This window comes from Paenibacillus sp. cl130 (assembly GCF_900116035.1).
Lineage (GTDB): Bacteria > Bacillota > Bacilli > Paenibacillales > Paenibacillaceae > Paenibacillus > Paenibacillus polymyxa_B.
Window position 1 is genome coordinate 1,193,883 of sequence record NZ_FOYG01000001.1, and the last position, 25,727, is coordinate 1,219,609.

The following is a 25,727-nucleotide window of genomic DNA, read 5'->3' on the forward strand; positions in this document are numbered from 1 at the left end:
GGGCGAAAAGGTAGTCTGCCTATTTTGGTAGTGGCCACTAGTGGCACTTTATGAAGCTTTATTTTCTTTGTCGGAAGGGTCGGTTGGCTTTATTTTTTCTCCACTCGACTTGGACTCAAAAATAGCTACCGCATTCCGCAAAATATCCGGCATCGGCACTCCCATTCTGCCCACATTTTCAATAATGGACAACAGCTCGTTCGCTAAATAAAAGAAAACGACGGCATCCCGGAAGTAATGTGCATCCCCGAGAATACCGTCGATTAGATGAGCTACCGTAATGAGCAAAAACACGGTAACCTTGCGAAAAATACCGTAATACCCCTGGCGGCTTTTTAGCTCCCCATTAATCCAGGCCGCTGCCCATCCGGTGAAAAAGTCGATCACGACCATCCACCACAGCAACGTCAACATTGTGGTCCACCCCCCAAAAAAATAACCGATCAAGGTCCCCGTGGATAGCCCCAGCCAAATCTGATCGATCTTTTCATGCATATTTGTTCCCCCTTTTGAACCAAGGTGTAAAATGAATGCCCTTGGACTGATTCAAGGGCATTTAAAAACACGCTCTGCGCGGGCGTGTTTGTTATACTTGTTCAGTTTTGGCTAAATCCAAATTTGTCTTAACCATGTCTTGCAGCACTACTGGCACATCTTCAATCGAACGACGACCAGATAAAATAAGTTGTACGAAAGTTGCAGCGAATGCTTTTTTGATTTTATTGTCCACCGTATTACCACCTTTGGTTATTATGCTAAAGCAAATAGTACTATTCTTAGAATTCTACTTAAACATCGGTCTGTTGTGACATAACGAACTGAATCAGCCCTGCAATTGTCTCTTTGTTATCCAGATCAGCTTGTTTTAATATCTCAATTTCTTCTTGGAGCTTTTCCTCCACAGACGGCCTAGGATTCGGTGCTGGAATTCTTTCGAAATCACCTGTATCCGGATGGAATTTACTCCCTAATACTTCGTATCCATTAACTTCAATTACTTTATCACCTGCTGGCGCTTCAATACTCTGCGATACTGCGAATATTACGCAATCATTATTATACTGAGCAAAATATTTCATATAACATCCCCACCTTAATTAAATTCTATGACTTCAAAACTTGCAAAAATATAATAATCTCCGCCTCTTTCATGAGTGAATTTGACTTGCGTTGGGCTTATAATGCTGGCCATATGGCTATCATCATCTCCGTAAGTTGTTAAGTTCAACATTGCTTTTCCGACATTGACAGGTGCAATATTTACAATACCGTCAGGCACATTACTGGAAATACTAAATCTTTGTATGCTTTTCACAGAACCAGTCTCCTTTACACTATTAATAAGTTGTCTTAATTCATCACCTATTGCCTTTACCGCACTGGGAGTAGCTGCCTGATCTGTAGCTGTACTTCCGGTAGATGTATTAAGTTGCACAATCCCCCTAGCCTGTGTGGATGCAGAAGGCAAATCTGATGCTGGGTGACTATGCTGCTTGGGAGCAGCGTACTGATCTGTATACTTCTTGGCATTCCCCTCTGTTGCACTCCATACCGCTTGCTTGGCTGCCGTAACATGGATCTCTGTATTGCTGGCATGGTTGTCTAACGCTTCCTTAGAAGCAACACCGTTTCCAGCCGGGTCCTTTTTGATATTTTCAACCTGTGCGGCCAATTCCAGATCGTTAGCATAAAGGGTATCAATCGGTCCATTCAGGACGTCCGCATGTCCTTGGTCGGTAGTAACAAATCTGCGTGGTTGTTGTATGCTCATATTTTGTATCCTCCTTAATAGATGTCATCAATTTCGAAAACAAACTCCATATCACTATCCTTGACCTTGTTACTCATCGTACGAACAGCCGTCAGCTTACCTGCTGAATCTACTAAAGCCAGCTCATTAATCGTTTCTCCCGCCAATTCATTTTCTGCCAGTGAGCAGGTATATCGAATTGTTGCAGGAGCAATAAATTCAAAGCTCGTAATATCCTTTTGAACCAGTTCCTTTTTCAACACCTGTTCTGTTCCATCCAAAGGCAGTGGTTTCCCTGCTTGATCCACACCTCCGCTACCAAATGCCATTTTTACTACTTTACTTAGCGTTCCTCCCTCAGCGCGGGCACGAGCCATTTGTTCCCTTGCATATGCAGTCGTGACTGTCAAAACTTGTTCTGCCATACTTACCATCCTTTCTATCTTAAAAATAAAAGTTATATTTGTTTAGATTGAAATGACTTTCTCGGTTGAGCTTAACATCTGACTACCGTCCAGCTTCATACTTCCATCTAACTTCCAATAATGGTCTCGAATTTTCATTCTGCCTTCCTGATGATGATCCACTCGATGCTTGATGACCATTTTTGAACGGTTCAAATAGCGCATAGGTTCCTCTGTCCACCCGGACAAAGAAGCTATTCCGTTCAGTAACTCGACACCATCTAAATACCATGGCCTTCCACCCAAAAAGCGAACTCTCGAACGTAATCGAATACGAGAAACTATTTCATTTTCATGAAGAAATGTAAGCCTGGTTTTGTTATTCATATAAAAAGCAAGATGAGCAGGCTTAATATCCTCAATGATCTTTTTGAAATCAATCATATTTTCAGGGATGCGATTTTTAAAGCTTATACTGAACTTATATTCCGTCGGATGAAAGTCTACTTCCCCTTCCACATCAAAAGAGTTCATGATTTTCCGTATTAAATCCCCTGAAAATTTGCCGCTTCCACGAAGTTTTGACTCCACAACAGATCGCCGCTGTTCCAGCGGTTTTTCCAAATGGGTTTGGATACCCAACTCCATTTCCCAGCGTTCGAGCCCCCAAGTGGCAGTACGAACAAAAAACTGAGCTAACGTATCATCCAACGCGAGATATAGAGCATCTAGTTCGCTACCCTTTGCATCCATATCGACGTGCATAACACGAGATGCTTCGTAATAGGCAGGAAGATAGGAAAATAGCTCCGGTCCCCGCGAACTGAACATTCGATTACTAAAATCATCGGTTACATCTTGGATAACAGATTCTTTTTTTTCGTCAATATCCATCCACACTCACCATCCCCAGCTCTACCCCCTGACCGAATTGAATCGTTATAAAAGGATTGCTTTGTCTGTTCATTTTCAACTTGGAGAAACCCATTATAATCAGATCCATTCTTTCATACATGCTCGCTCCTCCTTTGAGTACAGGCATTTTTGCCCTCTGCTCTATACCGTTTTTTTACGAAAAATAGAGCTATACCATTTAACCGGTTCTCGCTGTGCACTGGAAACCTCCATAGATGACGATTCCTCTACGTTGTCCAATACCAGATCAGAACGATGGGATAAAATCATTTCCTTCACTTGTTTACGTTGTTTTTCATCTAAAGCGTAGCTTCCAATGATAGCTGCTATATTACCTTCTCCCCGATCATAGCGGGTAACACAAGCATAAGCACAAATACGCAATTGAGTCTCTGTTAAAGCAGTCATAGTTATGACTTCACCTCTTTTAAATAAGATTTTTGCAGTTAAACAGGAGTCGGTACTTGGTTATTTTCCTGTGTTACCAAGCATGAACTGACTCAGCACTACTTCGAGATCTGCAATACGCTGCTTCAATTGATCTGTCTCACTTGGCTGTTGCTCTGCTTTTTGTGTCAGTTCCTTAATCGCCTCGGCACTTAATCCTTCACTCCAGAACGTCGTTGGATCTCTTCGTTCTGGAGTCGCAAAAGCCGGAGCAGAATATATAGGTTCGTCTCCACGTTCGTTTTCCAGCTTGTTTTGCCATTCATCATGTAGCTTCTGAAATGAAGCTTGCGATTCCTTGCTGAGTTGCTCATACGCCCTCTGGGCTTCTAACAGTTTTTCACCATATTCTGTTTCTTGGGTTAGCCAGGATTGAATGTCAAAATGAGGCTGGTATAAGCCCGGTGGAACTGGAATACCAACGGTATAGCCAGCGATTTTTTTTTCCTTCATAGTCTGATCTCTGGTTTCTAAGGAAGCATAAAAAGGGACGACACCCACAAAGGCATCGTCCACAAGCTCGTCCTCTAGATAGAGACCGCTTATATTCACTTTAGGAACTGCTTTCATTTGGTCACTCCCCTTGTTTTGCACGGTATTTAAAATCTAGTATTAAATAAGAATTGTGTACTGCATTATCACACTGTATACTGCTCTCGCCTACATATATAGTTGAGGGATAAGGGACACTACCTTCAGCAGAAAGCGCCGCAACCTCCATTGGCCTTTCCGCTTCATAACCATCCGGTAATGTAAAAATCTGTGTTCCAAAAGCAGTAGCACCTCCGCGAATAAATCCCTGTACATGTACCCAGCCTTGAGAATCCTTACAGTAGCCTACTGGCCTACGAGTATTATCATAGTTAACCCACCCGTTGAGTAATGTAGGAGCTATCCATTTTAAGGTGATATCGTTCTCTACCCTCCCATTTTCAACGACCGACAAACGTGTACTATTCTGTTGAACACTATCTACCAAGTCAAGTAAAAGCGTTTTTTCATTGGCTGTATAAGTTCCGATAAATTTGACAACGGGTGAACGATCAAACATTAGGTAGGTAGTATTGTAAGACGACGATAAATTGAAATTGGCGGTCAAAGTATACACTTGCTCTTTGCCGAAGGTAGATTGGTATTGATCTGAAACTGTGGCAATTATCCATGACGAATCCTTTTTACCATCTCTATAAACGGCTAAGATTTTATTTACTCTATTTTTTAAAATACTCGGATCATCTGTACGACCGTTTATATAGTAAGCTCCATTTGTGTAAACTGCCTTTGATCGTTCACGTAGTATAATCCCCGTACCGACTTCGACCTGATTCCCTCCCTCAATAAAGGATAGCTGTCCCTCACTAACGATGGGTTCAACAGTAGGTGTCTTAAGCTGATACACGAGTTGTTGCGTTGTCCAAATTCCATATCTTGTGTATGTCAAGGAAGTTATCCCTGTTGTTGGTAATGTTGTAACGAAAAACGTTGCAGATGGCGTACCGTTGGCCACATAAATAGAATCTATTGGGCACCACGCCTTGCCTGCAGATTCGTTATTAAAAGGCTTGCTTACATCTCCTTGTCCCGCAAGATACATCTTCCAACCATTGAAATAAGCCTTAATCTCGTCCGATGTCGGTGTATAACTGTCCCCCCATCCGCTGTCTGTAAGCGAGACACCTATTTGAAAATTATCGTACGTGCCATTACTGCTCGATGATCCTATATTGTAACTGTCGGATTGACCAATTGCAGTTGCGTAATTCGACTCTTTAATAACCTTGCTGTTAAATTTGACGAATATCCCCGTACCGTCTATGGCTGGGGTAATTCCATTGTTTAGTGAACCTACCGTTTTATTACCGATTACCGATGTGTAAAACGCGTACTCCCGGTTGCCATCCAGCACTATGGCATTCCACTTCTTAGATTTGAAATACTGACCCTCTCTCTCAAATACCGTGTCAGCATTTTCGCCCGTAACAGGATCGGCATACAGGTCCGTTTGTAATGCCAGCATGGAGTCCTCACGTGATTTGAATGGTTTGGCAATGCTTCCGATGTTGAGCATCATTTCTGAAAAAACAAACGTACCAAAAACACCTGTATCCGCTCCAACTATAATACACAATCCAAATGTCCCAACAGGAGTTGTAAACGTCTGTGATAAAGTGTGCTCACCGTTAGCTACTGCGTATGGGCCAGTGTCTAAGGGTACCCCAACGTAATTCCCGTACGCATCTAGTGCACGGATATTGTAGTAACCACCTGCACCAATGACTCCCCCGATATTAGATACTGACACTTTCATGGATAAAGTGTAAGCTTTACTAGCTGCAGCCGGGAGGTTCCAGGCATACGAGCTATATCCTGCTGTACTCTTAGTGAGAGTGGCGACATATGGAGCGGTAATTTTTTTTGAACCTGTGGTCACACTGTTTTCAGCTTCGTAAATGCTAGGCAGCATATTCTCCCCATACCGAATCGCATAAGGATTACACACAGGCATTACACTGTTCACATATGGATATTCGGCAGCTACCTGTTCAGGTGACATACTTTTAATTGCTGTGGCCTCAGATGAACTCAGTTCGTAAACAGCCATTTCATCAAAGTAAGCATACTGCCCAACAGATCCGCGAGAAACAGCATAAGGAATAGGTGCTTTAGCGGCTTTTCTAGCATCATATACCGCATAACAAAAAGTAAATTCATTTGAATCCGTAGTACTCATATCCACCGCATATGCAATTTCGTCAGTCAATTGAATATATGCCCTAGCATCAGTACCTGAAAGATTCCCATTTTTAACATAACCACGGATCAAATAATACGGCGCCCCCTCTCCAAATTTAAGAGGCAAACCATAAGCTCCAGCTATACCAACTGGTGTTGTACTAACGGTAACCTCAAGAGCATTGTTACCTGTAAGTTTATTACTTGCGTTTAATTCCAGCTTTGCTGTGTTGTTTACAGCTGACCAACCTGTCAGACTTTCCATTCCTCCAGTGCGTCCCAACAAATTCACCAACGTACGCCCTTTCATCCCCGTCAGCGAAAACGGAGATGCCTTTTCCGCATGAACAATTTGTACCCCAGGTTCCAAAGTTACCGCCTTACGATCCGTCGTATCCAGACGCTTCTTGATCGCATTCACACCATCATTCACATCACCTGCAAAATCATCTACAGCGCGCCAGTTTTGGTCCAAATACTTCTCCAGATCAAAATACGTGGTTTTGGGCGATGTGCGGTCAATTTGATTTAAGCCAAGATTTGGTGTTTTTTCGCTTGCCATGTTATGCGCCACCTCCTAAATATCTATCCTGTGTTGTATGTTCATTTTCATAGACGGTCATAGACTCGACTTCAGCAATGGTCAGGTAGCGTAATTTGTACTCCACCGCCATGTGAGCGGGCTTGATCTCCTCAATGGCTTCTTTAAGATCCTCCACGTTAGGCGGAATCCCGATGGTATCCATAAATTTGACGGTAAATCCCCATTCGGCGGGATGAAAGATAACATCTACAGTGCCTCCGTCATACGCCTCCGCTACATTTTTGACAAGCCGGCCGGAAAAAGTTCCTGCCCCTCGCAGCTTCGACTCCACCACCGCACGCCGTTGGTCCAATGGCTTCGTCAGATCGGTTTCAATCCCCAGCTCCATTTCCCAGCGTTCCAACCCCCACGTGGCGGTACGTACGAAAAACTGTCCCACCGTTGCATCCATTGCAAGATACAAAGCGTCCAATTCGCTTCCTTTAGCATCCATATCGGAACGCATTACACGTGAGGTTTCATAATAGGCAGGCAAATAGGAAAGCAGCTCGCGTCCCCGCTCGCTGCTCATTTGGCCCAATGTATCTCCCGCTATAGTTACCCGATTAACAAAAGTGTCACTACGGTTTGCACGTTTTCCCTGGTCTGAATTATTCAATAAATCTTCAAAACTGTTCGTTCCATTGTTACTCACTGACGCTCACCGTCCCCAGCACTGCCACCTGACCTGATCCAATCTCAATATTCTGATTGCTCTGTCCATTGATTTTCAGTTCAGAGAAATCAATAATAATCGGAATGTCGAGCAGCACAGCAGAAATCCGGGTATACCGTACCAACGGGTCTTCTTTGTAAAAAGCAAGCTGCTTCAAATACGTCCGCACACCGCTTTCGATCAGCTTTTTGATTTCATCCAGTGTGGACGGCTTCTCTTTGGTACGCTGTACCTTAACTGAGATATTAATTTCCACTTCTGTCGCTGGCATGATCGTCACCACAGGGCCCGCTGGTGCCAGCCCTTCTCCTTGTCCATCCTGAGTCGGATCAATGTATTTCTGCACCGCAGCCACGATATCCGGGCTGGCCGCGCGTTTATCCGTATCCAGCACATATAACCCTACTGTTCCCGGCCCTTTCCAGAGAGGAACAACTTCTACGCCACCAACTCCAGCAATCTCATTCGCCCACTGGGTATACTGCGCCTTGTTGCCACTGGTACCCTGGTTCCGCACCTTGGCATAAAAACGCTCCAGCAACAACTGGTCGCTCTCAACGTCTGTACCACTTTTGGTTTCCTCCGTATTGATCACAGAGGCGACCCCGCTAACCGGGGTTGCCATCACTTGGATGACACCCGCAGGCACATTACCGCTGCGCCCGGGATTCACCGCCCGAATAGCCGCTTCCCCGGCACCTTGTTCATCCAGCGTGACCGATGCCGTGATCGCATACTCAATGGAGGCTTCCCCGGATACATCATCTGCCGGGGTCGCCACCAACGTTCCCGCCGGGACGGTCGTTCCCGCTGTGCCTGTAAAACTGACCATACCTGAGGCAGCAACCGCTTCTCGCCGTGTCACCCCATGCTCTGCTGTCCGCAAATCCAGCTCCGGCGAGCGAAAATCCGGGTTGTCGCTGGCTGCTGTGCTGGCAAAGCCACGTCGCAGTAGCTCCTGCGCCCAGATTGCCGCTTCGGATAGCATAAACGCTACTGGCGCCTGTGCATCCCAAATAAAAGAGCCCTCGGACTTATCCATGTCCGAAGGCACTTTTTCCAGCATCCGATTTAAAATTCCCTCTTCCGTCTGGTCTACCAAATATTCCGGCAAGTCTGCCATTAGATCACCACACTTTCCACAATTTCTGTTTCATCTCGCACGTTCGTAATCTGGCAGCTAAAATGGCACGCCTCACCTTCCCAGCGAAACGTGAATTGATCCACACTAGCCGTACGTGCATCTGCTAGTAATGCCTCCGTGACCATGCGTTTAATTTCGCTTTCTTGCACACCGTGCCCATAGCTGCTGCCAATTAGCTCCTCCAGCTCACTCCCATAGTCAGGTGAATAGATCACATGCCGGTAGCGAGGAGTGCGAATCGCTTTTTCACACCACTGTACCCAGGCTTCTTTCTCGCCTGTAGTCACGATTTTACGGCTAGGGCTCATAACAAACTCACCAGCTTCAAAATCAAACCGCCAGCTTCGCCCAAATACCGCACGGTTATCCTCCAGTACATCCGGGTCGGTCATATCCGTGTCTGTCCAGATCATATCATCTGTTTCGGGGAATAAATTAGCCACGTCCACTCACCACCTTGCACACGACCACCACATCATTGCCGCTATTCACCCGAACCGCAAGTACACGATCTCCAGGCTTAAGACCTTCGTTCAAACTGAGATTCACATCCTCCAGCTCGTCTTCCCCGATATAAAAGGAAGTTTTCAGCTCTTTGCCTTCCCAATTTTCCGATTCCACTGCGGTTGAGGTGCCTTTATACATATGACTTGGTACAGACAGCAGCCCCGGTAGCTCGGCGACCAGATAATCCTGAAGCTCATGTTTAAAATCGTCCAGCTTGAGTCCCGTGGAGGTGATCGTTCCTAGTACCGCGCCTACCCCACTCAGTGCTTGCTTGGTATGCTTATGAAAAGAAGATTGCAGCGCAGTAGCCAAATGCCCATAGGGGTCCTTATTCAAGGTAAAACCTCCTTTTTACATCGTCATACGTTCCGAGCTCCAGCGACATACTGCCGGGGTTACCTAATTCCCTGCTCACTGAAATGACCAACAGCTTTATGGAACCTAACATTACCGCGTCTCCTGCTCGAATCGTGTTCATATCCGGTGCATTTACCGATATCGTTTGTTGTATGCCTCTCAGCTTACTTTTGGCCAACTCACGTGCTGCTGCACCAGACTTGACTTCGTCATCCTGCACGATCACCTGAAGTGTCCCATATTTGGCAATGTCCTTTTCCTCAAGCGCCATCACCTTGGACGGTACCTCATTGCCTGATTCACTGGCAGCCGTAGCCAGTACCTTCACTCTCGTGGCCGCACCTTCCAGCGTACGGGATTGAGTTGTATCCGTGACTCTCTCCAGAGCATACACATCTTTGTTCGTTCCCAGCTCGTACAGCTCCAAGCCGGAAGAAATCATCCGTGGATGATACAGCTTCCCCCCCGCCTTTGCCGTTTCGCGCAGATCTCCCAGCATCATAGAATAGATGGACTGTGTGCGGTATACGGCGCGTCCCAGCGTTTTTTTCGTATCTGGCAATGAAGCGATTTTCAGCTTCCAGTCCCTAGCATACTTCTGAAAACGCTGAGTAGCCGTCTGCTTGGCAGGAAGTAAATATTCATCCTCTGACTTGTCCAAATACACCGTACGGTCATATAACGTCAGCGTCATACGTTTGAGCCCGTTGTTAGAGGTTTCAACTTCCCAGATCACCGCTGGAGACAGCAAGGGGACATAATCCTTTTTGCCATAAGGAATCCCACTAACCCGGATCGACATCCCTGGAGAAATGGGCGGCATATCCGACGTAACGACCAGATTGACCGTGCCCTGATAGGCGATTTGCTCCAGCGAATCCCTCAAATTAATGTTCTCCACGAGAGGAGATAAATCATATTTATCCTGTAAAATGACTTTGTAGCTCATGATAACACCAGCTTTTGACCCGGTTTAATTGCATTCGGATTTTGTCCAATGACCTTTTTATTAAGCTGATAAATACGACTCCATTGCGAACTATCCCCCAACTCCAGCTTGGCAATTTTGGACAAGGAATCACCCGACTTAACCGTATATGTTTTTTTCTTTTCTTTCATATCTGTGCGAGGTTTTTTGTTGACCGCAGCCGCCTTACTTCCCGTGACGCCAGCTTTTTTGGCAACTTTCATATCACTCCAGGTCCGCAGTGACAGATCAAAATTCACATCCCCATACTCGCCGCCGCGAAAGGTGGAATTATGGGATGCCACAATTACTGGCACATTCACGGCTGTCTCCGTAATGATAAAACGTAACGGGTTCTTGGATAACAAAAAGCCATTCAACGTGTTCATGGCCTCCTGTGGATCAGGGATATCTTCGTATGTGCAATACGCTGGATTGTATTCTTTCGGAAAAAAAGAAGAGAAGGAGATTTCCTTCACCTTCTCCCCTTGTGGGAAGTCAAACTCCCCATAGGATAAAATCGTCGTTGTATCAAATCCTTTTTGCCGTGAGATCGTCACTTCCTCAGGATTTACTGGAAACTGAAACTTTTTTCCTTTACCATCCGTCAAACTAAATTCCATCTCTTTCCTCCTTCCCCATTGCTACCATATACTGCACTACATAGCTCCAGCGCCTGCTGGCTTGGTATTCTGCGTTGCACGCAGAATTTCAGCTTTGAGACGGTAGCCAATTTGCGTAATAAGCCCATCCACATCCAGCTTGTTCTCATGTACAGTGACCTGTACAGCCCCCGCAGGAAGATTGAATTGGTTGGTGGTTTCCGTTTTAAAATCCTTCAAAAAGCCAGACAGGGTTCCCATCTGTTCAGGACTGATCTGTACTACTTGAGGTGTCGGATTACCATTACCTTTGCCTTTAGCTTTGGCTCCATTGTTCGCATGAGCCGCAGTATTCAGTAGTGGGTTTGGATTGACTCCCTGGTTAGCTATAGCCATCGGCCCATATGGGTTAGCAGCGCCTTTTACGCTTGGTTGCGGAGGTCCATACATCACTTGAGAGCCGGGTGGTAACCCCGGAAATGGTGGCATAGGTGTTAATGGTTTATTCGACACAGCTACAGCTGGTTGAGGTGGCGTGGCAGGCTTGGGTACTTCAGGTGGCTTAGCTGGCTCTTTCTTAGGTTCATCTTTTTTACCAAAAGAAAAGAAATCAGAAAAGCCTTTACCGAAGTCTCCAGCCTTATCTGAAAGCCAACCTGTAACCTGGGAAGCTTTTTCTCCAAGAAATTTACCAGCGGACTTCGCTTTGTCCATCATGGCTGGACCATAATCTGAGACTAATCCACCAATTTTCCCACCAATCCAATCACCTGCCATACTCCCTAGTGTAGAACCAATAACAGTACCTGCTCCTGGAATCACTGAACCTACAATACCACCGACGGCTCCCAATACTCCCCCGCCTATAGCAGAGCCTACAGCTTGTGAGCGTTCTTTACCAGGAGCGGACTGAGCGATATTCATAATATCCATCCCATAACTTAAAGGTCCCAACAGTTTTTTCGCTCCACCTTTTAGAAGGTTTTTGAATAAGCCTGATCCTGCTTCCTCAACCGCTCCAGCAGCACTACTTGGGTTTATAATGCTAGAAGCAGCACTAGAAGCTGCTTCTGTGGCAGTACTACCACCGCCTTTAAAGACTCCAAACATTCCCTCTCCACCTTCAAAGAGATCTGAGAACCCCCCACCTACTTTTTCCATGAAGTCTCCACCATTTTTCCCAAAAGAATAAGCTTTTTTTGCAACATCTTTAATTTTTTCTCCAGTAGTTGCTCCAACAGGTCGTGTAAATAATTTTCTTCCTGCTTTCAATGCTTTTTTACCCGCTGAAGGTGCTTCAGATAAGTTTTTTATCCCCCCACCAATTTTTTTAAGATTACTAAAAAAATCCTTTGTCTTCCCCCAAACCGTCTTAGGCTCTTCTTTTTTCTCTGCAGCTGGTGTCACAGATCCCAACTTAGTACTTAAATCCGCAATAGCGGCCGTATTGGCCTCTATAGCAGTAGTATTTGCTTTTAAAACCGTACCCAGGTTATTGTCAGACTTAACCGGGCCTGCTTTAGCAGTGCCGCTATTCACCTTCACATTTACATTTCCCGAGGCGTTAATAATCTGGGATTTAACCCGATTAATCTTGTTCAACAGATTATCCAGCCCTTTGGAGGCCATATCGTTCAGCACAATTTCCGGGGCCATGCGAGTGCGGCCGATTTTCAACACACGTCCTTGAATCCGCTCAAAATAGCGTTCCATTGCGCGCAATTCTCTGTTCGCCTTAATGACGTTTTTAGGATCAATCACAAGGTTCATGCGGTAATTTAATGCTTCTGCCATCTATCATGTTCACCTCCTTGTTTATGCTTTTGAAGCTGCTATGCTATCCATTTCCTGTTCGGCAAACGCCAGCAGCAGCATGCGCTCACCGCGGGGAAGCCGCCAAAAGTCTCCGGGGCGGAGGTGGTGCCGGACCCACAAGTGGTACAGCATCGTCGTCATTCCCCCGGAGCTGATTAGTTTTTTAGATCAGCAATCTCAACACCAAAACCGGACAGTTCCAGCACCTTATCCCCTACTGCATCCAGTTCACCAGCCAGCAGCATACGGCGGACAGACTGTTCGCCACCGGACAGCTTCAAGCGGCTTGTAATCCGGGGATCGCCCCAACCGTTAAGGGACAGGCCCTTCACTTCCAGCTTTCCAGTAGCTTCCGAAATCAACAAGGCGTTGAACGTTTCAGTATCTACCTTCTCATCCACTGCACCTTTCACAGTCCGTCGAATCGTGCAGCGTTCACGAATGCTGTCCACCTTACTGGAGGTCAGGCCGTGCAGCACAATTTTCATATCAAGGCGCTTGATACGAACCGTTTCCTCAGGTAGTTTTTCGGCAGCTTCAAACAGGCTGTCCAAAATTTGTTCTTCTGTCATATTCTCATTCAAGCTCATAAGTCATTCTCCCTTATTGTTCATTTGTATTTGGGGAACGGAACGCTTGACAGCATCCCATCCCCCGTCTTCCAATTTAGTTTGCTACAATCGGATCAAGCAGCTCATAACCTTCAAAGGTGAAGGTCGTTTCTTCCTGTACTTCTTCTCCTGCTGTCCAGTTGGCCAGTTGGATTTTGTCAGCAGTGCAACGAATGAGACGAATACTTTCATGTCCGAAGGCTTCTGGATCATCCAATTTAGTAATAATCTCAAAACGGTTAAAACCGCGACGAATCATATCGGATGTGACCTTGTAGCCACTCATTGTTCCCGTTCCCTTTTTGATACCGCGCTTGTGCACCTTCCACTCATTGCCCACGAGATTCAGCTCGCGTTTTTCCATTTCCACGCTGGCTTCCAGCTTGTTGATATTCGTCTGCCACACCCCGTCCACATGCGCCTGACCATACGTACCTAAAATGACTCTTGAAGCATCCAACATTTCTTTTTCCTCCTCAAAATGATCCATAATATAGTTCGGGATTTCACAAAATCCTCGTTGTTAACAAGCTACACCATTTCTGCTGATTGCCTGCGAAATGCTTGTACACGTAAAATGCTTATTTATTGCACGTAAAATGTGCCGAACAGTTGCTCCATCACGTCGGTAAGCTTCACGTTCCATTGCAGGAACACTTGATCCGGCTCCGGTTTGATGACTGGTGCATCGCCGTAGTAAGCCGGGTCGAGAATGACATCGTAGCCATCTGCTTCGATGACGTTGCTCAGCGACAGCTGTGCCAGGTATTCTTTGATCGCACCGATAAGCGCCAGACGACCTTCCACCGTGTTGTTGATTTTGCCAATGTAAGTCTCTTCGGCTGCACGCTGCAAGTCAGCATTAATAGCATCCATGACACGGATGGAACGAATTTTCTTCCATGCATTGTTTTGTCCAGCAGCCGGGTTCACCAAACTGTTGATGCCACGCAGCGCTTTGACCTGACGACCGTCAAAGAACAAAAGGAAGACACCATTACGGACTGCCTGCTCCTGCTCGGAACGTGTCCAGCGACGGGTCACATCCTCAAAAGGTGTAACCGCATACGTTGCCGATTGATTCAGACGTTGACCTGCAATCAGCCCGGCTACATAAGCAGCCGTTTGGGCGGAACTGTAGTCCGTACCTGCCAGACGTACGCCTGTACCGACGTTCACGATGCCTTCATGGTTCAGTGCCAGGGAACGTGCAGAGGCCAAGCTGACAGCTGTTTTGGACACATCATCTGCCGCAGAACCGCCGAATACAGCGATTACGCCCTTACCTTCGTTGCGGACACGCTTGATCCAGGCAGCAAAGCTTTGCAGCAATGCCAGATCAGCTGCATAATCCAGGGCCAACACATTAAACTCCTGTCCTTCAAGTGCCTCCTGCATCGCGATGTAATCGGCATTAACCAGCTTGCTATTGCCGCTGTTGCCGCCAGTGAGGTGTACGCCGCTGACATCCACCGGAATGCCGCCGTCGCCAACAACCTCGGCCTTCACCCATACGTTTTCGCTATTCTCGTTCATGGCCTTGGCAATAGAGGCTGCTGTACCGTCACTGCCTTTGTACGTGCCGAGCAGCTTGGTTCCTTCATAGAGGCGCACCTCACGAGCTTGCTCATCGCCCAAAGTTGGCTGTACAGTTACAGCGAAACCATTACCACGGCTACCTGTGTACAAAGCCTTCAGACGCAGCACATCCGCCGGGGTCGCACCGCCGCTTTTCAGCGTCACAGATGCTTCAGCAGCTGTATCATCTGCCAAACGGTAGGCTAGCAGCTTTTTCGGACCGCCCAGCAATGCCAGATACAGCGTCGAATACGCGGTCGCACCGTCCAGACTGTCACCCGAAAAGATTTGGCTGATTGCCGTTTCACTGCCGATCTCTACAAACTCACGTACAGGGCCCCAATTCGCCTTAACGGGTACAACGACCGTACCACGTGACCCACCTTGAATTGCTGAAGCTGCTGCTGCCTGAAAATTCATATACAAACCCGGCAATACCGGTTTATTCGTGTTTTCCCATGTTCCGCCTGCCATAATTAGTCCACCTTCGCTTTCATAAATTGTTCGATTTTAGTGTGTGCTTCTGCTACCGTAAACAGCTTGTCCTGTGTGCCAAAAAAGGCTCCTGCCAGCACTTCTTCTTTCACGGAAAACAATTGTTCTGCGTGCTCCTTTAGCTCCTCCAGCGTATAGCGAGGGCCGCTTGCTTCCTGCCCGGAATGTACCGGGGCCTTCTCATGATTTTCCAAGGTCACTCGGACCACCTCATTTCAAAATAGGATGAATTTCCACTCTGCGAATCAACGCTGCTTCCTCAGCTGGGCGCATACGCCGCTGTACCAGCATCAGCCGAAGCTGACCGTCTAAAATGGCATCTGCCTGCAAATCAGCTGAAGCTTCAGCTGTAGACATATAACGGCCTTTGTCCTGATCCAGAGGAAGCTGGATTTGAGCGGCAAAGCCCTCGATCAGTGCGGAAGCTGCGCGGTTTTCTTCAGTGGTGTCCGGGGCGGTAATATGCCCGATGAACCGTTTGCGCAGCTCATACATGGAGGCTCCCGCCATCCTAGTTTCGCAGCCGCTCATCCGCCATAGTACCGCGTGCCGGCCCGGCTGTGCTGGCCATGCGTCGGCGTATACCGACCACGTTTCGCCCAGTTGCTTCTGCGTCCAGCGGACCAGCGCGGCCAGCCACTCTTCCGGCTGTGTAGCACCGTTTGCTGGAACGGCCGAACCACCTTCCGTCTCAGGCACATACACGCCAAAACGCAGCGTTCTATAGGCCTTGCCCGTAACAGTGTCCAGCTTTTCTGCATCCCGCACACCCAAATAGTGCGCGGTAAAAGCCGATGTATCCTCACCTGCACCTGTCACTGGTTCCCGGTGCAGCCCGGCAATCAGGGCATTCGCCCATACATCAGCCTGCGCCAGCCCGGCTTGTCCTGCGTACAGCTTGATGCGAACAACCTGCCGATAGCCGGCCCAGGAAGACTTCCAAATTTCCTCGCCCAGCGCCATAACAGCATACGGCTCCTCTGCCGTCTGCGACGGTGGCTGAACATCGTATACACGCCCTTGCAGCGCTGGAATAATTTCAATGAGCTTTTGCTTAAAGGCTTGTCTCATCCTGCGGCATGCCACCTTTGCGTCCCCTGCGTTCGCATGTTGTGGCTATTCAGCCAGGCTTTTTTCCACTTTCGTGTTCTCATCCGGCGCAGCCTCGTACTCATGCATTGCAGCATCCCTTGCTTAGGCAACACGACTCCTCCTTTCTGTACAACGAATTCCCGGGAACCGACAGAGACGATCACCGCATGAAAAAACCGGCCCTAATGGCCGGCTAACGTTTGACTGTGTGTGTCTTCGGTATGTCCTCTTGTCTTGATTCCCGATGATATAATCTTACACCCTAATAACGAATGCGTTGCCGGGGAAATGGACGATAAAAGCAGAGACTAGGGATGATGTTGGGAGGTTTTTAGAGAACATATGTTCCTATTATAAAAAAAGGCCTTGATCCCTGTTATTACAGGAAATCAAGGCCTTTTAGGAAACCATTTTAAAATAGAAATGAGAACAAGTGGATAATTATTACATTAACCCAGTTTTCGATCCGCGCCCTTCTGCAAGCCTGCCAAATTTAAAACGCCTTGGTCCGCCAGTGCAAGCGCCATTTTGTAAAAAGCACGCGTACGAAGCTTCGTGTACGTATCCTTGCTGACCGGAGGGTCCAGTACGTAATTGTAAACCTTGTAATCAAACACATCGTCATCCTTTAAATAACGTTCACGGATGAGCAGCTGTTCGCGTTCATTCAAGCGACTCACTACGGCATCTACCATTTCGCAGTAGGCCAAGCGGGCGGCAGGAGCATCTACATTATATACGGCTGTCCGGGCCGTTGGATCGCTTGTCACATTCGTTGGGCCGTTCGGGCGATCCGTATAGCCAGCCGTAATAAAGCTCTCCCGATCCATAAAAGTAATCGTTTTATAAATTCGGTATTTCTCAAACACACCCTCCAATGCATTCTGCGTTTTGCGACGGTCCAATTCGGGTAAGTTATTTCTCATGTAAAGCAACACTCCTTATCTTATGCCTTTTGACAATGATGTATTTTTAAATGAGGATTTTGCACTTCGAAGCGATTGGAATCGAATTTTGCAAAATCCTGAAATAGAAAAACGTTCGTGTTTACATTGTGTTCCCCTTTTGTTCGTATCTTGAGTATAACATAACATTATTTAGGATAGGTATCCATCGTCAAAAAAAGCAGTATAGCTCTAAAAACAGGATATTCGCTTTATTTTCCTATGCCTTTTGGCATATTACGTGCTTTTACTATTTACCTAATGGTATAATAAAACTAGTATCTATGATTCTCTTGCAGAAAGGAGCCCCCATTGTGGAACAGCCAGCATTCGGAACTTACTTAAAACAGCAGCGTGAGCACAAGCAATGGAGCATCAACCAGTTGGCAGATGCTGCAGGTATAAGCAATTCACAAATTTCCCGCATTGAAAATGGACTGCGCGGAATCCCCAAACCCTCCACTCTCCGCAAAATAGCGGACGCGCTTAGCGTATCCTATACCGAAATGATGAAGGCCGCCGGATATTGGGGAGATGATGATTCAATGGAGCAAAATCCACATGAACTTTATCGTTCTACTGTGCCGGAATGGGCAACCTCCAAAGACCGCCGGGATTTTAAAAAAATGCTGGAGGAAGACGACGAATTAATGTTCGATGGCATTCCGCTGGATGAAAAAGACCGTCAACGGATCAAGGACGTGCTGACAGGTCTGTTCTGGGAAGCCAAGCAGATGAACAAACATAAAAAGCCCAAAGAGCCCCAAGCGGGCAAAGATCAGGGATAGTAGGTGAGCGCATGAACGAACTCATTCACAAACTTGTCCGAAAATACCGTACCAACTGCCCCTTCGATATTGCGAAAGCTTTGGGTATCCATATCCGATACTGCGATCTAGGCCCCACAACCAAAGGGCTGTATTACCACAAGCTGCGTAGAAGATTTATCGTTATCCACAATGGCCTCACACCCGAATGGGAACGGTTCGTCTGTGCGCATGAATTGGACATGACCGACTGCATAAAGGCATTAGCCGCTTTTTTATGGAGGAGCACTCCTACTTTTCCCCAGGAAAATTTGAACAGCAGGCCAATCGGTTTGCCGTGCTTTTGCTGAGTGAAGGAAAACCGCCACTAGCTGACGAAACGTTGGATCACTATTTACCCCGGATCGGGCTGCCCAAAGAGACTGCCCTTTTTTTTGACTACAAAACAGAACGTTAGTTCTCATTCCATGAGTTACTGTTTATTACTTCCTCTACAATATAGGTAACTAGACGATGTATTTAACAACCGATATCTCAAAAAATTTTAGTGCTTTGATATAAAATAGAAGTTATTTTTACAATCATCTGATAAAATGTGGTCGTAAGCGGTTTCTCTAATTCATTTATTTTATGGGAGGTTGAAGGAACAACATGAACTCATGGAAAAAACTCTCGTCGATCCTGACGACTGCCGCGCTTCTACTTGGTTGTCTTGGTACAGCAGCAGCAGACCCAGCAACCAATGTGGGAACAGCTGGAACGGCAACGGCTCCAGTCAGCGGTAAGCACATCACCATCCTACATACGAACGATACCCATGCCCACGTGGCCGCGAACGACAAGGAAATGGGATTCGCCAAGCTGGCGGGTATCATTGATCAGTATCGGGCTTCCAATCCCAATACACTGCTGCTAGATGACGGGGATACCGTTCATGGAACGACCTTCGCTACTTTGGTTAACGGTGAGAGCATTGTGAAAGTGATTAACAAGTTGCGTTATGATGCTATGGTTCCGGGTAACCACGAGTTTAATTATGGTTGGAAGCATCTTGTTGAGCTAAGTAAGGAGATTCAGTTCCCTGTGCTCAGCGCCAATATTAAACAAACAGACGGAACACGTTTGTTCAAACCCTATGTTATTAAAGAAGTGGACGGCGTTAAAATCGGTATTATCGGTTTGACTACGCCAGAAACAGCATATAAGACTAATCCCAAAAATGTTGAGGGTATTCAATTCACCGACCCTGCGGCTGAGGCCAAAGCGGCTGTTGATGAAATCCGCAGCAAAGTAGATGTCGTTGTTGTTCTTGGTCACCTGGGGCAGGATGCGTCTAGTAAGGACACCAGCCTTAAGGTAGTTAAGGAAGTGCCTGGCATTGATATTTTCATCGATGGACACAGCCATACCGTTCTGGAAAAAGGCTTGATTAGTGACAATGGTACATTGATCGCTAGCGCAGGTGAATACACCAAGTATCTGGGTGTTGTGGACTTATGGGTCGACGGCGGTAAGGTTACGCAAAAGCAAGCCAAGCTGATTGATTCGACTCAAGCAGTCGACGTTCAGCCCGACGCTGAGATTGCTGCATTGATCGCCTCCATTCAAAAGGACCAGGAACCTATTCTTAAAGAGGTTGTAACGCAAACGAGTGTGGATCTGGAAGGAGCACGCGAAAAGGTACGTGCAAGTGAAACCAATCTCGGTGACCTGCTCACCGATGCTATGCGTGATGTTTCAGGAGCAGACGTGGCTTTAACGAACGGTGGCGGCATACGGGCTTCCATCAAGACGGGGACAGTAACCAAGGGAGACATCATCACTGTGCTGCCCTTCGGCAACCAGATCGTTACCCTGAAAGTGAAGGGCTCTGACATTCAGGCCGCACTGGAAAATGGTACAGCCTCCTATCCAGAGCCAAGCGGAGGTTTCCCACAGGTATCAGGTATCTCGTTCAAAATAGACACATCAGCAGCCAAAGGGAGCCGTGTTCATTCCATCCTGATTGGCGGGAAGACACTTGATCCTGAGGCAACATACACACTGGCCACCAATGATTTTACTGCCGTAGGTGGTGACCAATATACGATGTTCGCTAAATATCCACAGGCAGGTATGTTCGGCTCGCTTGACGAAGCGTTAATTCGCTACATGCAAAAGGTGGGCTCCGCTAGCCTGCAAGTACAAGCGGACGGTCGCATTCAAGAAGCCAAGGCTGATGGTAAAACTTCTGTCCCTGCCACACAAGCTGCGCCATCTGCTTCAACGGCAACACCCGCACCTGTGCAGGAAAAGCCGCAATCCGTACCTACACCGGCTGCGAAACCAGCACCCGCAAAACCGGCACCGGCAAAGTCTCAAACAGCCAAGCCACAGCAGACATCCGCTTCTGCACAAGTTACAAATAGCCATGTATATGTTGTGAAATCCGGGGATACGCTGTATGACATTTCCCGCAAACATGGTACCACCTGGCAACAGCTTCAGCAGTTGAATAAGTTGAAGAATCCTCACCGCATTTATCCGGGACAAAAGTTAGACCTCCCGGCCTAATTCAATAGCTAGCAAAAACAGCGTCCGGAATCCTAGTGGTTTCGGATGCTGCTGTATGTCAGGCGTTTTTAGATATGCGATAGTCCAAGCTCATTTGGACATCGCATATTTTTTTTAAAAGCAAACCTTTTAACCGCTGACAAGTTGTGAACCGAGAGGTATGATGGAGAAGAGTCATTCGGGCAGAGAACATTCGTCCCGATATCCATTGGGATCAGTTATATGTGTGGAAGGAGTCCAGAAATGCAATACATTATTTACGATCTTGAATTTACCGTTAGCCGTAACGCCAGATATTCCTCCGAAATCATTGATATCGGTGCCGTCAAAGTTGTTCAGGGAGACGATGGCCTATACGTTGCGGATACGTTTCACAGTTTTGTAAGACCCTCGAATCGGCCTGTACTCTCTACAGATACCGTTCAGTTCACGGGTATTACTCAACGAGACATTGATGCCGCCCCACTATTCCCTGAAGCTGTGAAGCAATTCATAGCCTGGCTCGGTACGGATTCCCCTTATTATTTATGCGCATGGGGCCCGGATGACCGTCAGAAGCTGGTATCCCATTGTCGTACCCATCATGTAGATCTCGGATGGATTCATAATACAAATGATATACAGAAGCAGATTTCCCGTCTGTTTAGTTCCAATGGAAAGTACCGTCAGTTGAGCCTGTCTCAGGCGCTGGAATTGTGCAACATTGACTTCGACGGTCAACAACACCGGGCACTGGATGATGCCGTGAACACCGCACAGGTTTTCATGTACCATTTTGATCGTATTACATTAGTTCATAATGCTGCTGACGATGAGGAAAGCCGCGGCTCGAAGCTCGTCTACTCCTCACCAGAAGAAGAACAGGAGCAGTACAGTCCTTTTGGCAATCTCGCCAACCTGTTTAAAGACCGTTAAACGGATAGCTCCCCGGCCCGTTCCGGGGGATCTCCCCCTGTTATTCTTGATTTCCTGCCTTTTTATCGAAATAGAATGCTCCCCAGGTCCGCAGCATTTCTTGCATTCGTTTGCGGTACCGTAAAGGCTCCAGGATCTCGGCCTCAGCTCCATAGGAAGTGAGCCAATCCAAAAATTCACGGTCATGATTGACCGTCACCTCAAACAACAAACTTCCATCCGGCAAATCCTTAAGAAAAGGCTTGATGAACAGCTCCTCTTCTTTGACCCGATATACAGATTCGGCAGAAAAACGTACCACAAACCGGATATTCTGATTTCCTTTGGTCACCGACCAGGTCCCTTTAAAAAACATTTCCATTTCAGTTGTATTTTTTTGAAACGTATACGGCAAAATTCTCATGTTCCGAAAGCGGCTGATCCGAAAGGTTCTCATAGCGGAGTGCTTGTGACAAAAACCAAGCATATAGAATCGCCGATCCTGCGGAACCAAACAATAAGGATCTACCTGAACTAGGGATACATTTTCATTTTGAGGCGAGCTGTACTCCGCTTCAATCGTCTGCTGCGTAAGACTCGCCAAAACAATCAGCCTGAGCAGATAGGGCTGGTTTTCCCGATCAAGTGTCGAGCCGAGCCGGATGATATTTTTCATTTCCTGCGCGAAGCTCGTCTGGTCCATCTTTTTTTTCTGACTAGAGGCCATCACTTTCTCATAAGCACTTTCAAAAGCTGGCGGTAAAAGAGGCTTTACCGTTTCCATAATCTCTCCCAGCTTGGTAAAAGCCTCTACCTCTTCTTCCGTCCAATTCAGAGGATACAAAGCAAAATTACTAATAAAAATGTACCCTTTGCCATGCCCCATATTCGTAATCGGAATATGCATAGCGCTTAACGCCTCCATATCCCGGTATATAGTACGTTCTGATGTTTCACAACGTTCGGCAAGCTCTCTTGCCAATATCCCCGGATTTGCCTGAACAATAGTAATAATCCGCATTAAACGTATCAACCGATCAGTCAAGGAAGTCTCTCCTTTACAAAAAGATAGTAAATTAGACTCACTATATTACACAAATAAACTAGCATAATTGCCTATCTTAAAATATCATTTTCAGTAAAATGAACATCTCCTACCGATATTGCTTTATTAAAAATGACCTTAGAACTATACGCTGTGAATGAGACAAAAGTACCACTCCATTTATTGCGTATGGCCAGAATTAACTCGGCTTCCTGCAGGTAGTCCATGTCATCGCTTCTTGCTGCACGTATAAGTAATTCATCTGCTTGTCTGGTAAGGATGAACGCCCCTCGCTCATATTCCCCTTTCTCGTACATACGCAATGCTTTTTTTACAATAGGGGACGTCTCATTCAGCTTTATGTATTTTTCCACCTTCGGGTTGGATGGAATGCTCAGCAGACCAAGATGATGCGTGAAATGGATATAGAGCTGGTCTGTCCGGATCAGCGTTCGCTTTTCCTGCGATGGCTTGCGCCAGCTCCACTCCATCATTCCAATCGTATGTCTTCCGGACGAGTGAGCCGGTATAGAAAACGTTAAAATAGCCTGTCTATATTTTCCCCGCCGTACATCACCACAGTGAACAAACATGCTATCTCCGTTTTCTGAGCGTTTAAAACCGAGCCTCACCCCTTCAGCTTTTAATAGACTTACCCCGTTTTCTGGAATGAACTGGAGTTGAAGGTCACATCCCGCTGCTTTCGGTATTAGATTTCCTTTTCTTTTACGTATAGCTCCATAGCCCCATTCTATCAGTAGATTTACTTGTTTGGACCCATTCGCAGATATAGACTCTTTGTCCCATGTGCACGTTACATTGAGCATTGACTTCACCACTGGTAAATTCCCCCTAAAAGAACATGTAACTCTAAATTAACAGTGTTATCTGACACTATATTGTCAGGGAACGTATGTTTGATTGTGAAAATTATACATGGGAATCTTTATGAAGGGGGACCTAGTTTGGTAAATAACATTTTAAACCATTTTAATTACATAAATGCGCAAAAATAGCCCGGCATATGCCGGGCTATTTTATAGTCTACTTCTATATTTATACTTATGAGATTGTAGTTTCTGTTAAAGAAACTTTCGTTTTTGTGCAAATATCAGATATAGGAGCAAAAGTAGTGCTATCTACAACGAGATCCTTTGATAACGGCTTTCCATTTACAGTGATTTTTAAAGTTTTATAGTTTTGTTCTCTCTCATTCATCTTGCAAAATCTCCTTCTATATCAATTTTTAATATATTTCAGTTCATATATTCAACTTAAGCCCTGATCAGGTGCGGATCGTTCTTTACTCGTATGCTGGAAAAAATGCCGGAATGTTGCCGCTTCCTTGATATACCCGTTTTAAGGTACACTTAAACTAATATATCGACTTTTTTTGAGAACATTTTCTCCGTATTTGTCGTCCATTTATTCTAAAATCTGCATCCGAATCGTTATATTATACGTAACCATGTCATATGGGTAATGATCCGTATCACCTAACATCTTGGTTTATCAAAAGGGGGAACATCTCTTGGCACGACCAACTTGTCGTTTTGCTTTGTACCGCCGCATTGTCTGCGCTGCTATAGCACTTTTGTTTATTTTTGGGATAACTCGTGTACCCGAAGTACATGCTGCTTATTGGGATGATGTGTACCAAGGCTTCGAGCAATTTTCGCGGTTGCCCGGTGATGTGTACCAGCTCAAGGAAAGCTACCGACAAACACAGGAAGATCTGGAAAAGGCTCGTAACAGCTTAGAGGCCTATCAAGAGCAAAATGCCCAATTGCTGGAGCAAAACCGCAAGCTGACTGACACTGTCACAGAATTAAAAAATCTTCAAACCCAGCGCGATCAGGCTTCACACCGAAATAAAATGCTCATCATCACAGCTATAATTCTGCTGGCCGGTTATTTTATCGGTATCCGACTGTTGCGTTACGGGATGCGTCGACGTTCGGGAAGGTACTAACTGTCTGAAAGGATGAAAGGTCTGAATGGACATACAAGCAGGACAACACCATGATGAAAGCGTCGGTTCGGTCGTAACGCTCGATCTGGCGGAAGGAGAAAAGCTGCATGTTCTGCATCCGCAGCAAATCATCGCATACCGCGGACCCAGCTCAGGCCGTAGTGATAAACTGATGAATATTAAGGGCATGTATCGCAAACACAAACTGATTCAAGCCGATTTCACAGGAGCTTGTCGCCTAATTGCCGCACTTCCGCCTGGCTTTAGTCTAAAAATGATTAAGCTTGAAGGGAGCGATGATCTGTTATACGATTTTCGCAACCTGTTCTGGTACAGCTCCGGTATCCAAATGCGTACCAAGCTGCTAAGCATGAAAAACATGTTGTTTAGCCGCGATGTTATAAAAATGAAATTCGATGGTGTTGGTCAAATCGGTCTTTTGACGCAGGGATTGGTATGTCAAGAACAGCTTCATCCCACAGAGCCGATATATGTGGATGCAAGCAGCGTCATTGCCTATCCCGAAAACGCTAAACTAGAGTTGACCGTGTACGGCAACCATCTGGCCAGCCAGCATATGAACTATCATTTTAAAATGACCGGACAGGGTACCGTACTATTTCATGCTGGGGAACATCATCGGCGGCTTCAACAGGATATGAACGACGATGGCGTGATCAAGCGATTTTTACGGGAAGTCATTCCATTTGGTGGAGTGTTTATCAAATAGCCCTGCCATGCTATAATGACAATGCTATAGCCGTCTGTCCTCATGGCAGATACTAATGGAGAAAATCCATGCGTCATGCATGGGAGAGGTTCGCGAACTCCCTCTATAAAAAACTAACGATGCTTTGTCCTCCGCAAGAAAAATGA

At 46.3% G+C, this 25,727-nt stretch carries 31 protein-coding genes, 1 pseudogene and 1 riboswitch; of the genes and pseudogenes, 6 read left to right on the forward strand and 26 right to left on the reverse strand.

The window, feature by feature from the left end:
- Positions 1–48: 48 nt before the first annotated feature.
- The 23 genes from BM358_RS05445 to BM358_RS05545 form a co-directional block, all read right to left on the reverse strand.
- On the reverse strand, positions 49–495 hold the full coding sequence (locus BM358_RS05445) for a phage holin family protein (protein WP_023987387.1): 447 nt from the start codon (positions 493–495) through the stop codon (positions 49–51).
- 91 nt (positions 496–586) lie between these two features.
- Entirely contained in the window at positions 587–730 is a 144-nt protein-coding gene (locus BM358_RS26370; RefSeq protein WP_155990489.1) for a CD1375 family protein, read from the reverse strand.
- Between the two features lie 58 nt (positions 731–788).
- Entirely contained in the window at positions 789–1,079 is a 291-nt protein-coding gene (locus BM358_RS05450; protein WP_028543137.1) for a hypothetical protein, read from the reverse strand.
- Positions 1,080–1,093: 14 nt separating this feature from the next.
- Positions 1,094–1,771 carry a phage tail protein gene (locus tag BM358_RS26710; protein ID WP_231517277.1) on the reverse strand — a complete coding sequence of 226 codons (678 nt, stop codon included), beginning with the start codon at positions 1,769–1,771 and terminating at the stop codon, positions 1,094–1,096.
- 14 nt (positions 1,772–1,785) lie between these two features.
- Positions 1,786–2,175: a phage tail-collar fiber domain-containing protein gene (locus BM358_RS05460; protein WP_028543138.1), complete on the reverse strand. Its 390-nt coding sequence runs from the start codon at positions 2,173–2,175 to the stop codon at positions 1,786–1,788.
- 42 nt (positions 2,176–2,217) lie between these two features.
- On the reverse strand, positions 2,218–2,985 hold the full coding sequence (locus tag BM358_RS05465) for a putative phage tail protein (RefSeq protein ID WP_028543139.1): 768 nt from the start codon (positions 2,983–2,985) through the stop codon (positions 2,218–2,220).
- A 52-nt stretch (positions 2,986–3,037) separates the two neighbouring features.
- Positions 3,038–3,169 (reverse strand): hypothetical protein, encoded by a 132-nt coding sequence (locus BM358_RS26715; RefSeq protein WP_256253340.1) that lies wholly within the window; start codon positions 3,167–3,169, stop codon positions 3,038–3,040.
- Between the two features lie 41 nt (positions 3,170–3,210).
- The gene (locus BM358_RS05470) at positions 3,211–3,477 is read right to left on the reverse strand and encodes a hypothetical protein (protein WP_028543140.1); all 267 of its coding nucleotides are present in this window, start codon (positions 3,475–3,477) and stop codon (positions 3,211–3,213) included.
- A 60-nt stretch (positions 3,478–3,537) separates the two neighbouring features.
- On the reverse strand, positions 3,538–4,086 hold the full coding sequence (locus BM358_RS05475; protein ID WP_028543141.1) for a hypothetical protein: 549 nt from the start codon (positions 4,084–4,086) through the stop codon (positions 3,538–3,540).
- Between the two features lie 4 nt (positions 4,087–4,090).
- On the reverse strand, positions 4,091–6,811 hold the full coding sequence (locus BM358_RS05480) for a hypothetical protein (RefSeq protein ID WP_028543142.1): 2,721 nt from the start codon (positions 6,809–6,811) through the stop codon (positions 4,091–4,093).
- Between the two features lies 1 nt (position 6,812).
- Positions 6,813–7,487, reverse strand: coding sequence for a YmfQ family protein (locus tag BM358_RS05485; protein ID WP_028543143.1), 675 nt, complete (start codon positions 7,485–7,487; stop codon positions 6,813–6,815).
- Entirely contained in the window at positions 7,480–8,631 is a 1,152-nt protein-coding gene (locus BM358_RS05490; protein WP_028543144.1) for a baseplate J/gp47 family protein, read from the reverse strand. The genes BM358_RS05485 and BM358_RS05490 overlap by 8 nt, the downstream gene beginning before the upstream one ends.
- Positions 8,631–9,095: a DUF2634 domain-containing protein gene (locus tag BM358_RS05495; protein ID WP_028543145.1), complete on the reverse strand. Its 465-nt coding sequence runs from the start codon at positions 9,093–9,095 to the stop codon at positions 8,631–8,633. The genes BM358_RS05490 and BM358_RS05495 overlap by 1 nt, the downstream gene beginning before the upstream one ends.
- Positions 9,088–9,495 (reverse strand): hypothetical protein, encoded by a 408-nt coding sequence (locus BM358_RS05500; RefSeq protein ID WP_028543146.1) that lies wholly within the window; start codon positions 9,493–9,495, stop codon positions 9,088–9,090. Before BM358_RS05500 ends, BM358_RS05495 begins: the two co-directional genes overlap by 8 nt.
- Positions 9,488–10,465: an XkdQ/YqbQ family protein gene (locus BM358_RS05505; RefSeq protein ID WP_023987379.1), complete on the reverse strand. Its 978-nt coding sequence runs from the start codon at positions 10,463–10,465 to the stop codon at positions 9,488–9,490. Before BM358_RS05505 ends, BM358_RS05500 begins: the two co-directional genes overlap by 8 nt.
- The gene (locus BM358_RS05510) at positions 10,462–11,106 is read right to left on the reverse strand and encodes a LysM peptidoglycan-binding domain-containing protein (protein ID WP_028543147.1); all 645 of its coding nucleotides are present in this window, start codon (positions 11,104–11,106) and stop codon (positions 10,462–10,464) included. The genes BM358_RS05505 and BM358_RS05510 overlap by 4 nt, the downstream gene beginning before the upstream one ends.
- Before the next feature lie 36 nt (positions 11,107–11,142).
- Positions 11,143–12,879, reverse strand: a complete 1,737-nt coding sequence (locus tag BM358_RS05515) for a hypothetical protein (RefSeq protein WP_028543148.1) — start codon at positions 12,877–12,879, stop codon at positions 11,143–11,145.
- Positions 12,880–13,055: 176 nt separating this feature from the next.
- A complete protein-coding gene (locus BM358_RS05520; protein WP_007429164.1) occupies positions 13,056–13,490 on the reverse strand; it encodes a phage tail assembly chaperone in 435 nt (144 codons plus the stop codon).
- A 76-nt stretch (positions 13,491–13,566) separates the two neighbouring features.
- Positions 13,567–13,974 carry a phage tail tube protein gene (locus BM358_RS05525; RefSeq protein WP_013309122.1) on the reverse strand — a complete coding sequence of 136 codons (408 nt, stop codon included), beginning with the start codon at positions 13,972–13,974 and terminating at the stop codon, positions 13,567–13,569.
- 122 nt (positions 13,975–14,096) lie between these two features.
- Complete coding sequence (locus BM358_RS05530; protein ID WP_023987375.1) at positions 14,097–15,563, reverse strand: phage tail sheath family protein; 1,467 nt, start codon at positions 15,561–15,563, stop codon at positions 14,097–14,099.
- A gap of 2 nt (positions 15,564–15,565) precedes the next feature.
- Positions 15,566–15,784, reverse strand: coding sequence for a YqzN/YkzM domain-containing protein (locus tag BM358_RS05535; RefSeq protein ID WP_028543149.1), 219 nt, complete (start codon positions 15,782–15,784; stop codon positions 15,566–15,568).
- Positions 15,785–15,794: 10 nt separating this feature from the next.
- Complete coding sequence (locus tag BM358_RS05540) at positions 15,795–16,655, reverse strand: hypothetical protein (protein WP_028543150.1); 861 nt, start codon at positions 16,653–16,655, stop codon at positions 15,795–15,797.
- Positions 16,656–17,125: 470 nt separating this feature from the next.
- Positions 17,126–17,602, reverse strand: a complete 477-nt coding sequence (locus BM358_RS05545) for an ArpU family phage packaging/lysis transcriptional regulator (protein ID WP_013309118.1) — start codon at positions 17,600–17,602, stop codon at positions 17,126–17,128.
- Between the two features lie 332 nt (positions 17,603–17,934).
- On the opposite strand from BM358_RS05545, the gene BM358_RS05550 reads away from it, so the two are divergent.
- The 4 genes and pseudogenes from BM358_RS05550 to BM358_RS05565 all read left to right on the forward strand — a co-directional run bounded on the left by BM358_RS05550 (position 17,935) and on the right by BM358_RS05565 (position 21,855).
- Positions 17,935–18,408 carry a helix-turn-helix domain-containing protein gene (locus BM358_RS05550; protein ID WP_028543151.1) on the forward strand — a complete coding sequence of 158 codons (474 nt, stop codon included), beginning with the start codon at positions 17,935–17,937 and terminating at the stop codon, positions 18,406–18,408.
- Between the two features lie 11 nt (positions 18,409–18,419).
- Positions 18,420–18,844 (forward strand): annotated as a pseudogene (locus BM358_RS05555) (ImmA/IrrE family metallo-endopeptidase).
- 194 nt (positions 18,845–19,038) lie between these two features.
- Positions 19,039–20,940 (forward strand): 5'-nucleotidase C-terminal domain-containing protein, encoded by a 1,902-nt coding sequence (locus tag BM358_RS05560; protein WP_028543152.1) that lies wholly within the window; start codon positions 19,039–19,041, stop codon positions 20,938–20,940.
- Positions 20,941–21,183: 243 nt separating this feature from the next.
- Entirely contained in the window at positions 21,184–21,855 is a 672-nt protein-coding gene (locus BM358_RS05565) for a 3'-5' exonuclease (RefSeq protein ID WP_023987369.1), read from the forward strand.
- A gap of 40 nt (positions 21,856–21,895) precedes the next feature.
- Here the strand turns inward: BM358_RS05565 and BM358_RS05570 are convergent, their stop codons facing one another.
- From BM358_RS05570 to BM358_RS26375, 3 genes are all read right to left on the reverse strand, one after another.
- Positions 21,896–22,879: a helix-turn-helix transcriptional regulator gene (locus BM358_RS05570; RefSeq protein WP_023987368.1), complete on the reverse strand. Its 984-nt coding sequence runs from the start codon at positions 22,877–22,879 to the stop codon at positions 21,896–21,898.
- Positions 22,880–22,950: 71 nt separating this feature from the next.
- Entirely contained in the window at positions 22,951–23,718 is a 768-nt protein-coding gene (locus BM358_RS05575; protein ID WP_028543153.1) for a hypothetical protein, read from the reverse strand.
- Positions 23,719–23,941: 223 nt separating this feature from the next.
- The gene (locus tag BM358_RS26375) at positions 23,942–24,097 is read right to left on the reverse strand and encodes a hypothetical protein (RefSeq protein WP_023987366.1); all 156 of its coding nucleotides are present in this window, start codon (positions 24,095–24,097) and stop codon (positions 23,942–23,944) included.
- 313 nt (positions 24,098–24,410) lie between these two features.
- Between BM358_RS26375 and BM358_RS05580 the strand changes: the two genes are divergently transcribed.
- Complete coding sequence (locus BM358_RS05580) at positions 24,411–24,851, forward strand: SH3 domain-containing protein (RefSeq protein ID WP_023987365.1); 441 nt, start codon at positions 24,411–24,413, stop codon at positions 24,849–24,851.
- Positions 24,852–24,876: 25 nt separating this feature from the next.
- Entirely contained in the window at positions 24,877–25,581 is a 705-nt protein-coding gene (locus BM358_RS05585) for an AIM24 family protein (protein WP_013309110.1), read from the forward strand.
- Positions 25,582–25,660: 79 nt separating this feature from the next.
- A riboswitch (PreQ1 riboswitch) is annotated at positions 25,661–25,704 on the forward strand.
- Positions 25,705–25,727 lie beyond the last annotated feature (23 nt).

What these genes read in the sequence shown, in the direction of transcription:
- BM358_RS05445 (WP_023987387.1), bottom strand. Translation starts at nt 495, where the DNA reads ATGCATGAAAAGATCGATCAGATTTGGCTGGGGCTATCCACGGGGACC.
- BM358_RS05450 (WP_028543137.1), bottom strand. Translation starts at nt 1,079, where the DNA reads ATGAAATATTTTGCTCAGTATAATAATGATTGCGTAATATTCGCAGTA.
- BM358_RS26710 (WP_231517277.1), bottom strand. Translation starts at nt 1,771, where the DNA reads ATGAGCATACAACAACCACGCAGATTTGTTACTACCGACCAAGGACAT.
- BM358_RS05460 (WP_028543138.1), bottom strand. Translation starts at nt 2,175, where the DNA reads ATGGCAGAACAAGTTTTGACAGTCACGACTGCATATGCAAGGGAACAA.
- BM358_RS05465 (WP_028543139.1), bottom strand. Translation starts at nt 2,985, where the DNA reads ATGTTCAGTTCGCGGGGACCGGAGCTATTTTCCTATCTTCCTGCCTAT.
- BM358_RS26715 (WP_256253340.1), bottom strand. Translation starts at nt 3,169, where the DNA reads ATGTATGAAAGAATGGATCTGATTATAATGGGTTTCTCCAAGTTGAAA.
- BM358_RS05470 (WP_028543140.1), bottom strand. Translation starts at nt 3,477, where the DNA reads ATGACTGCTTTAACAGAGACTCAATTGCGTATTTGTGCTTATGCTTGT.
- BM358_RS05475 (WP_028543141.1), bottom strand. Translation starts at nt 4,086, where the DNA reads ATGAAAGCAGTTCCTAAAGTGAATATAAGCGGTCTCTATCTAGAGGAC.
- BM358_RS05480 (WP_028543142.1), bottom strand. Translation starts at nt 6,811, where the DNA reads ATGGCAAGCGAAAAAACACCAAATCTTGGCTTAAATCAAATTGACCGC.
- BM358_RS05490 (WP_028543144.1), bottom strand. Translation starts at nt 8,631, where the DNA reads ATGGCAGACTTGCCGGAATATTTGGTAGACCAGACGGAAGAGGGAATT.
- BM358_RS05505 (WP_023987379.1), bottom strand. Translation starts at nt 10,465, where the DNA reads ATGAGCTACAAAGTCATTTTACAGGATAAATATGATTTATCTCCTCTC.
- BM358_RS05510 (WP_028543147.1), bottom strand. Translation starts at nt 11,106, where the DNA reads ATGGAATTTAGTTTGACGGATGGTAAAGGAAAAAAGTTTCAGTTTCCA.
- BM358_RS05515 (WP_028543148.1), bottom strand. Translation starts at nt 12,879, where the DNA reads ATGGCAGAAGCATTAAATTACCGCATGAACCTTGTGATTGATCCTAAA.
- BM358_RS05520 (WP_007429164.1), bottom strand. Translation starts at nt 13,490, where the DNA reads ATGAGCTTGAATGAGAATATGACAGAAGAACAAATTTTGGACAGCCTG.
- BM358_RS05525 (WP_013309122.1), bottom strand. Translation starts at nt 13,974, where the DNA reads ATGTTGGATGCTTCAAGAGTCATTTTAGGTACGTATGGTCAGGCGCAT.
- BM358_RS05530 (WP_023987375.1), bottom strand. Translation starts at nt 15,563, where the DNA reads ATGGCAGGCGGAACATGGGAAAACACGAATAAACCGGTATTGCCGGGT.
- BM358_RS05540 (WP_028543150.1), bottom strand. Translation starts at nt 16,655, where the DNA reads ATGAGACAAGCCTTTAAGCAAAAGCTCATTGAAATTATTCCAGCGCTG.
- BM358_RS05545 (WP_013309118.1), bottom strand. Translation starts at nt 17,602, where the DNA reads ATGAGAAATAACTTACCCGAATTGGACCGTCGCAAAACGCAGAATGCA.
- BM358_RS05560 (WP_028543152.1), top strand. Translation starts at nt 19,039, where the DNA reads ATGAACTCATGGAAAAAACTCTCGTCGATCCTGACGACTGCCGCGCTT.
- BM358_RS05565 (WP_023987369.1), top strand. Translation starts at nt 21,184, where the DNA reads ATGCAATACATTATTTACGATCTTGAATTTACCGTTAGCCGTAACGCC.
- BM358_RS26375 (WP_023987366.1), bottom strand. Translation starts at nt 24,097, where the DNA reads ATGAATGAGAGAGAACAAAACTATAAAACTTTAAAAATCACTGTAAAT.
- BM358_RS05585 (WP_013309110.1), top strand. Translation starts at nt 24,877, where the DNA reads ATGGACATACAAGCAGGACAACACCATGATGAAAGCGTCGGTTCGGTC.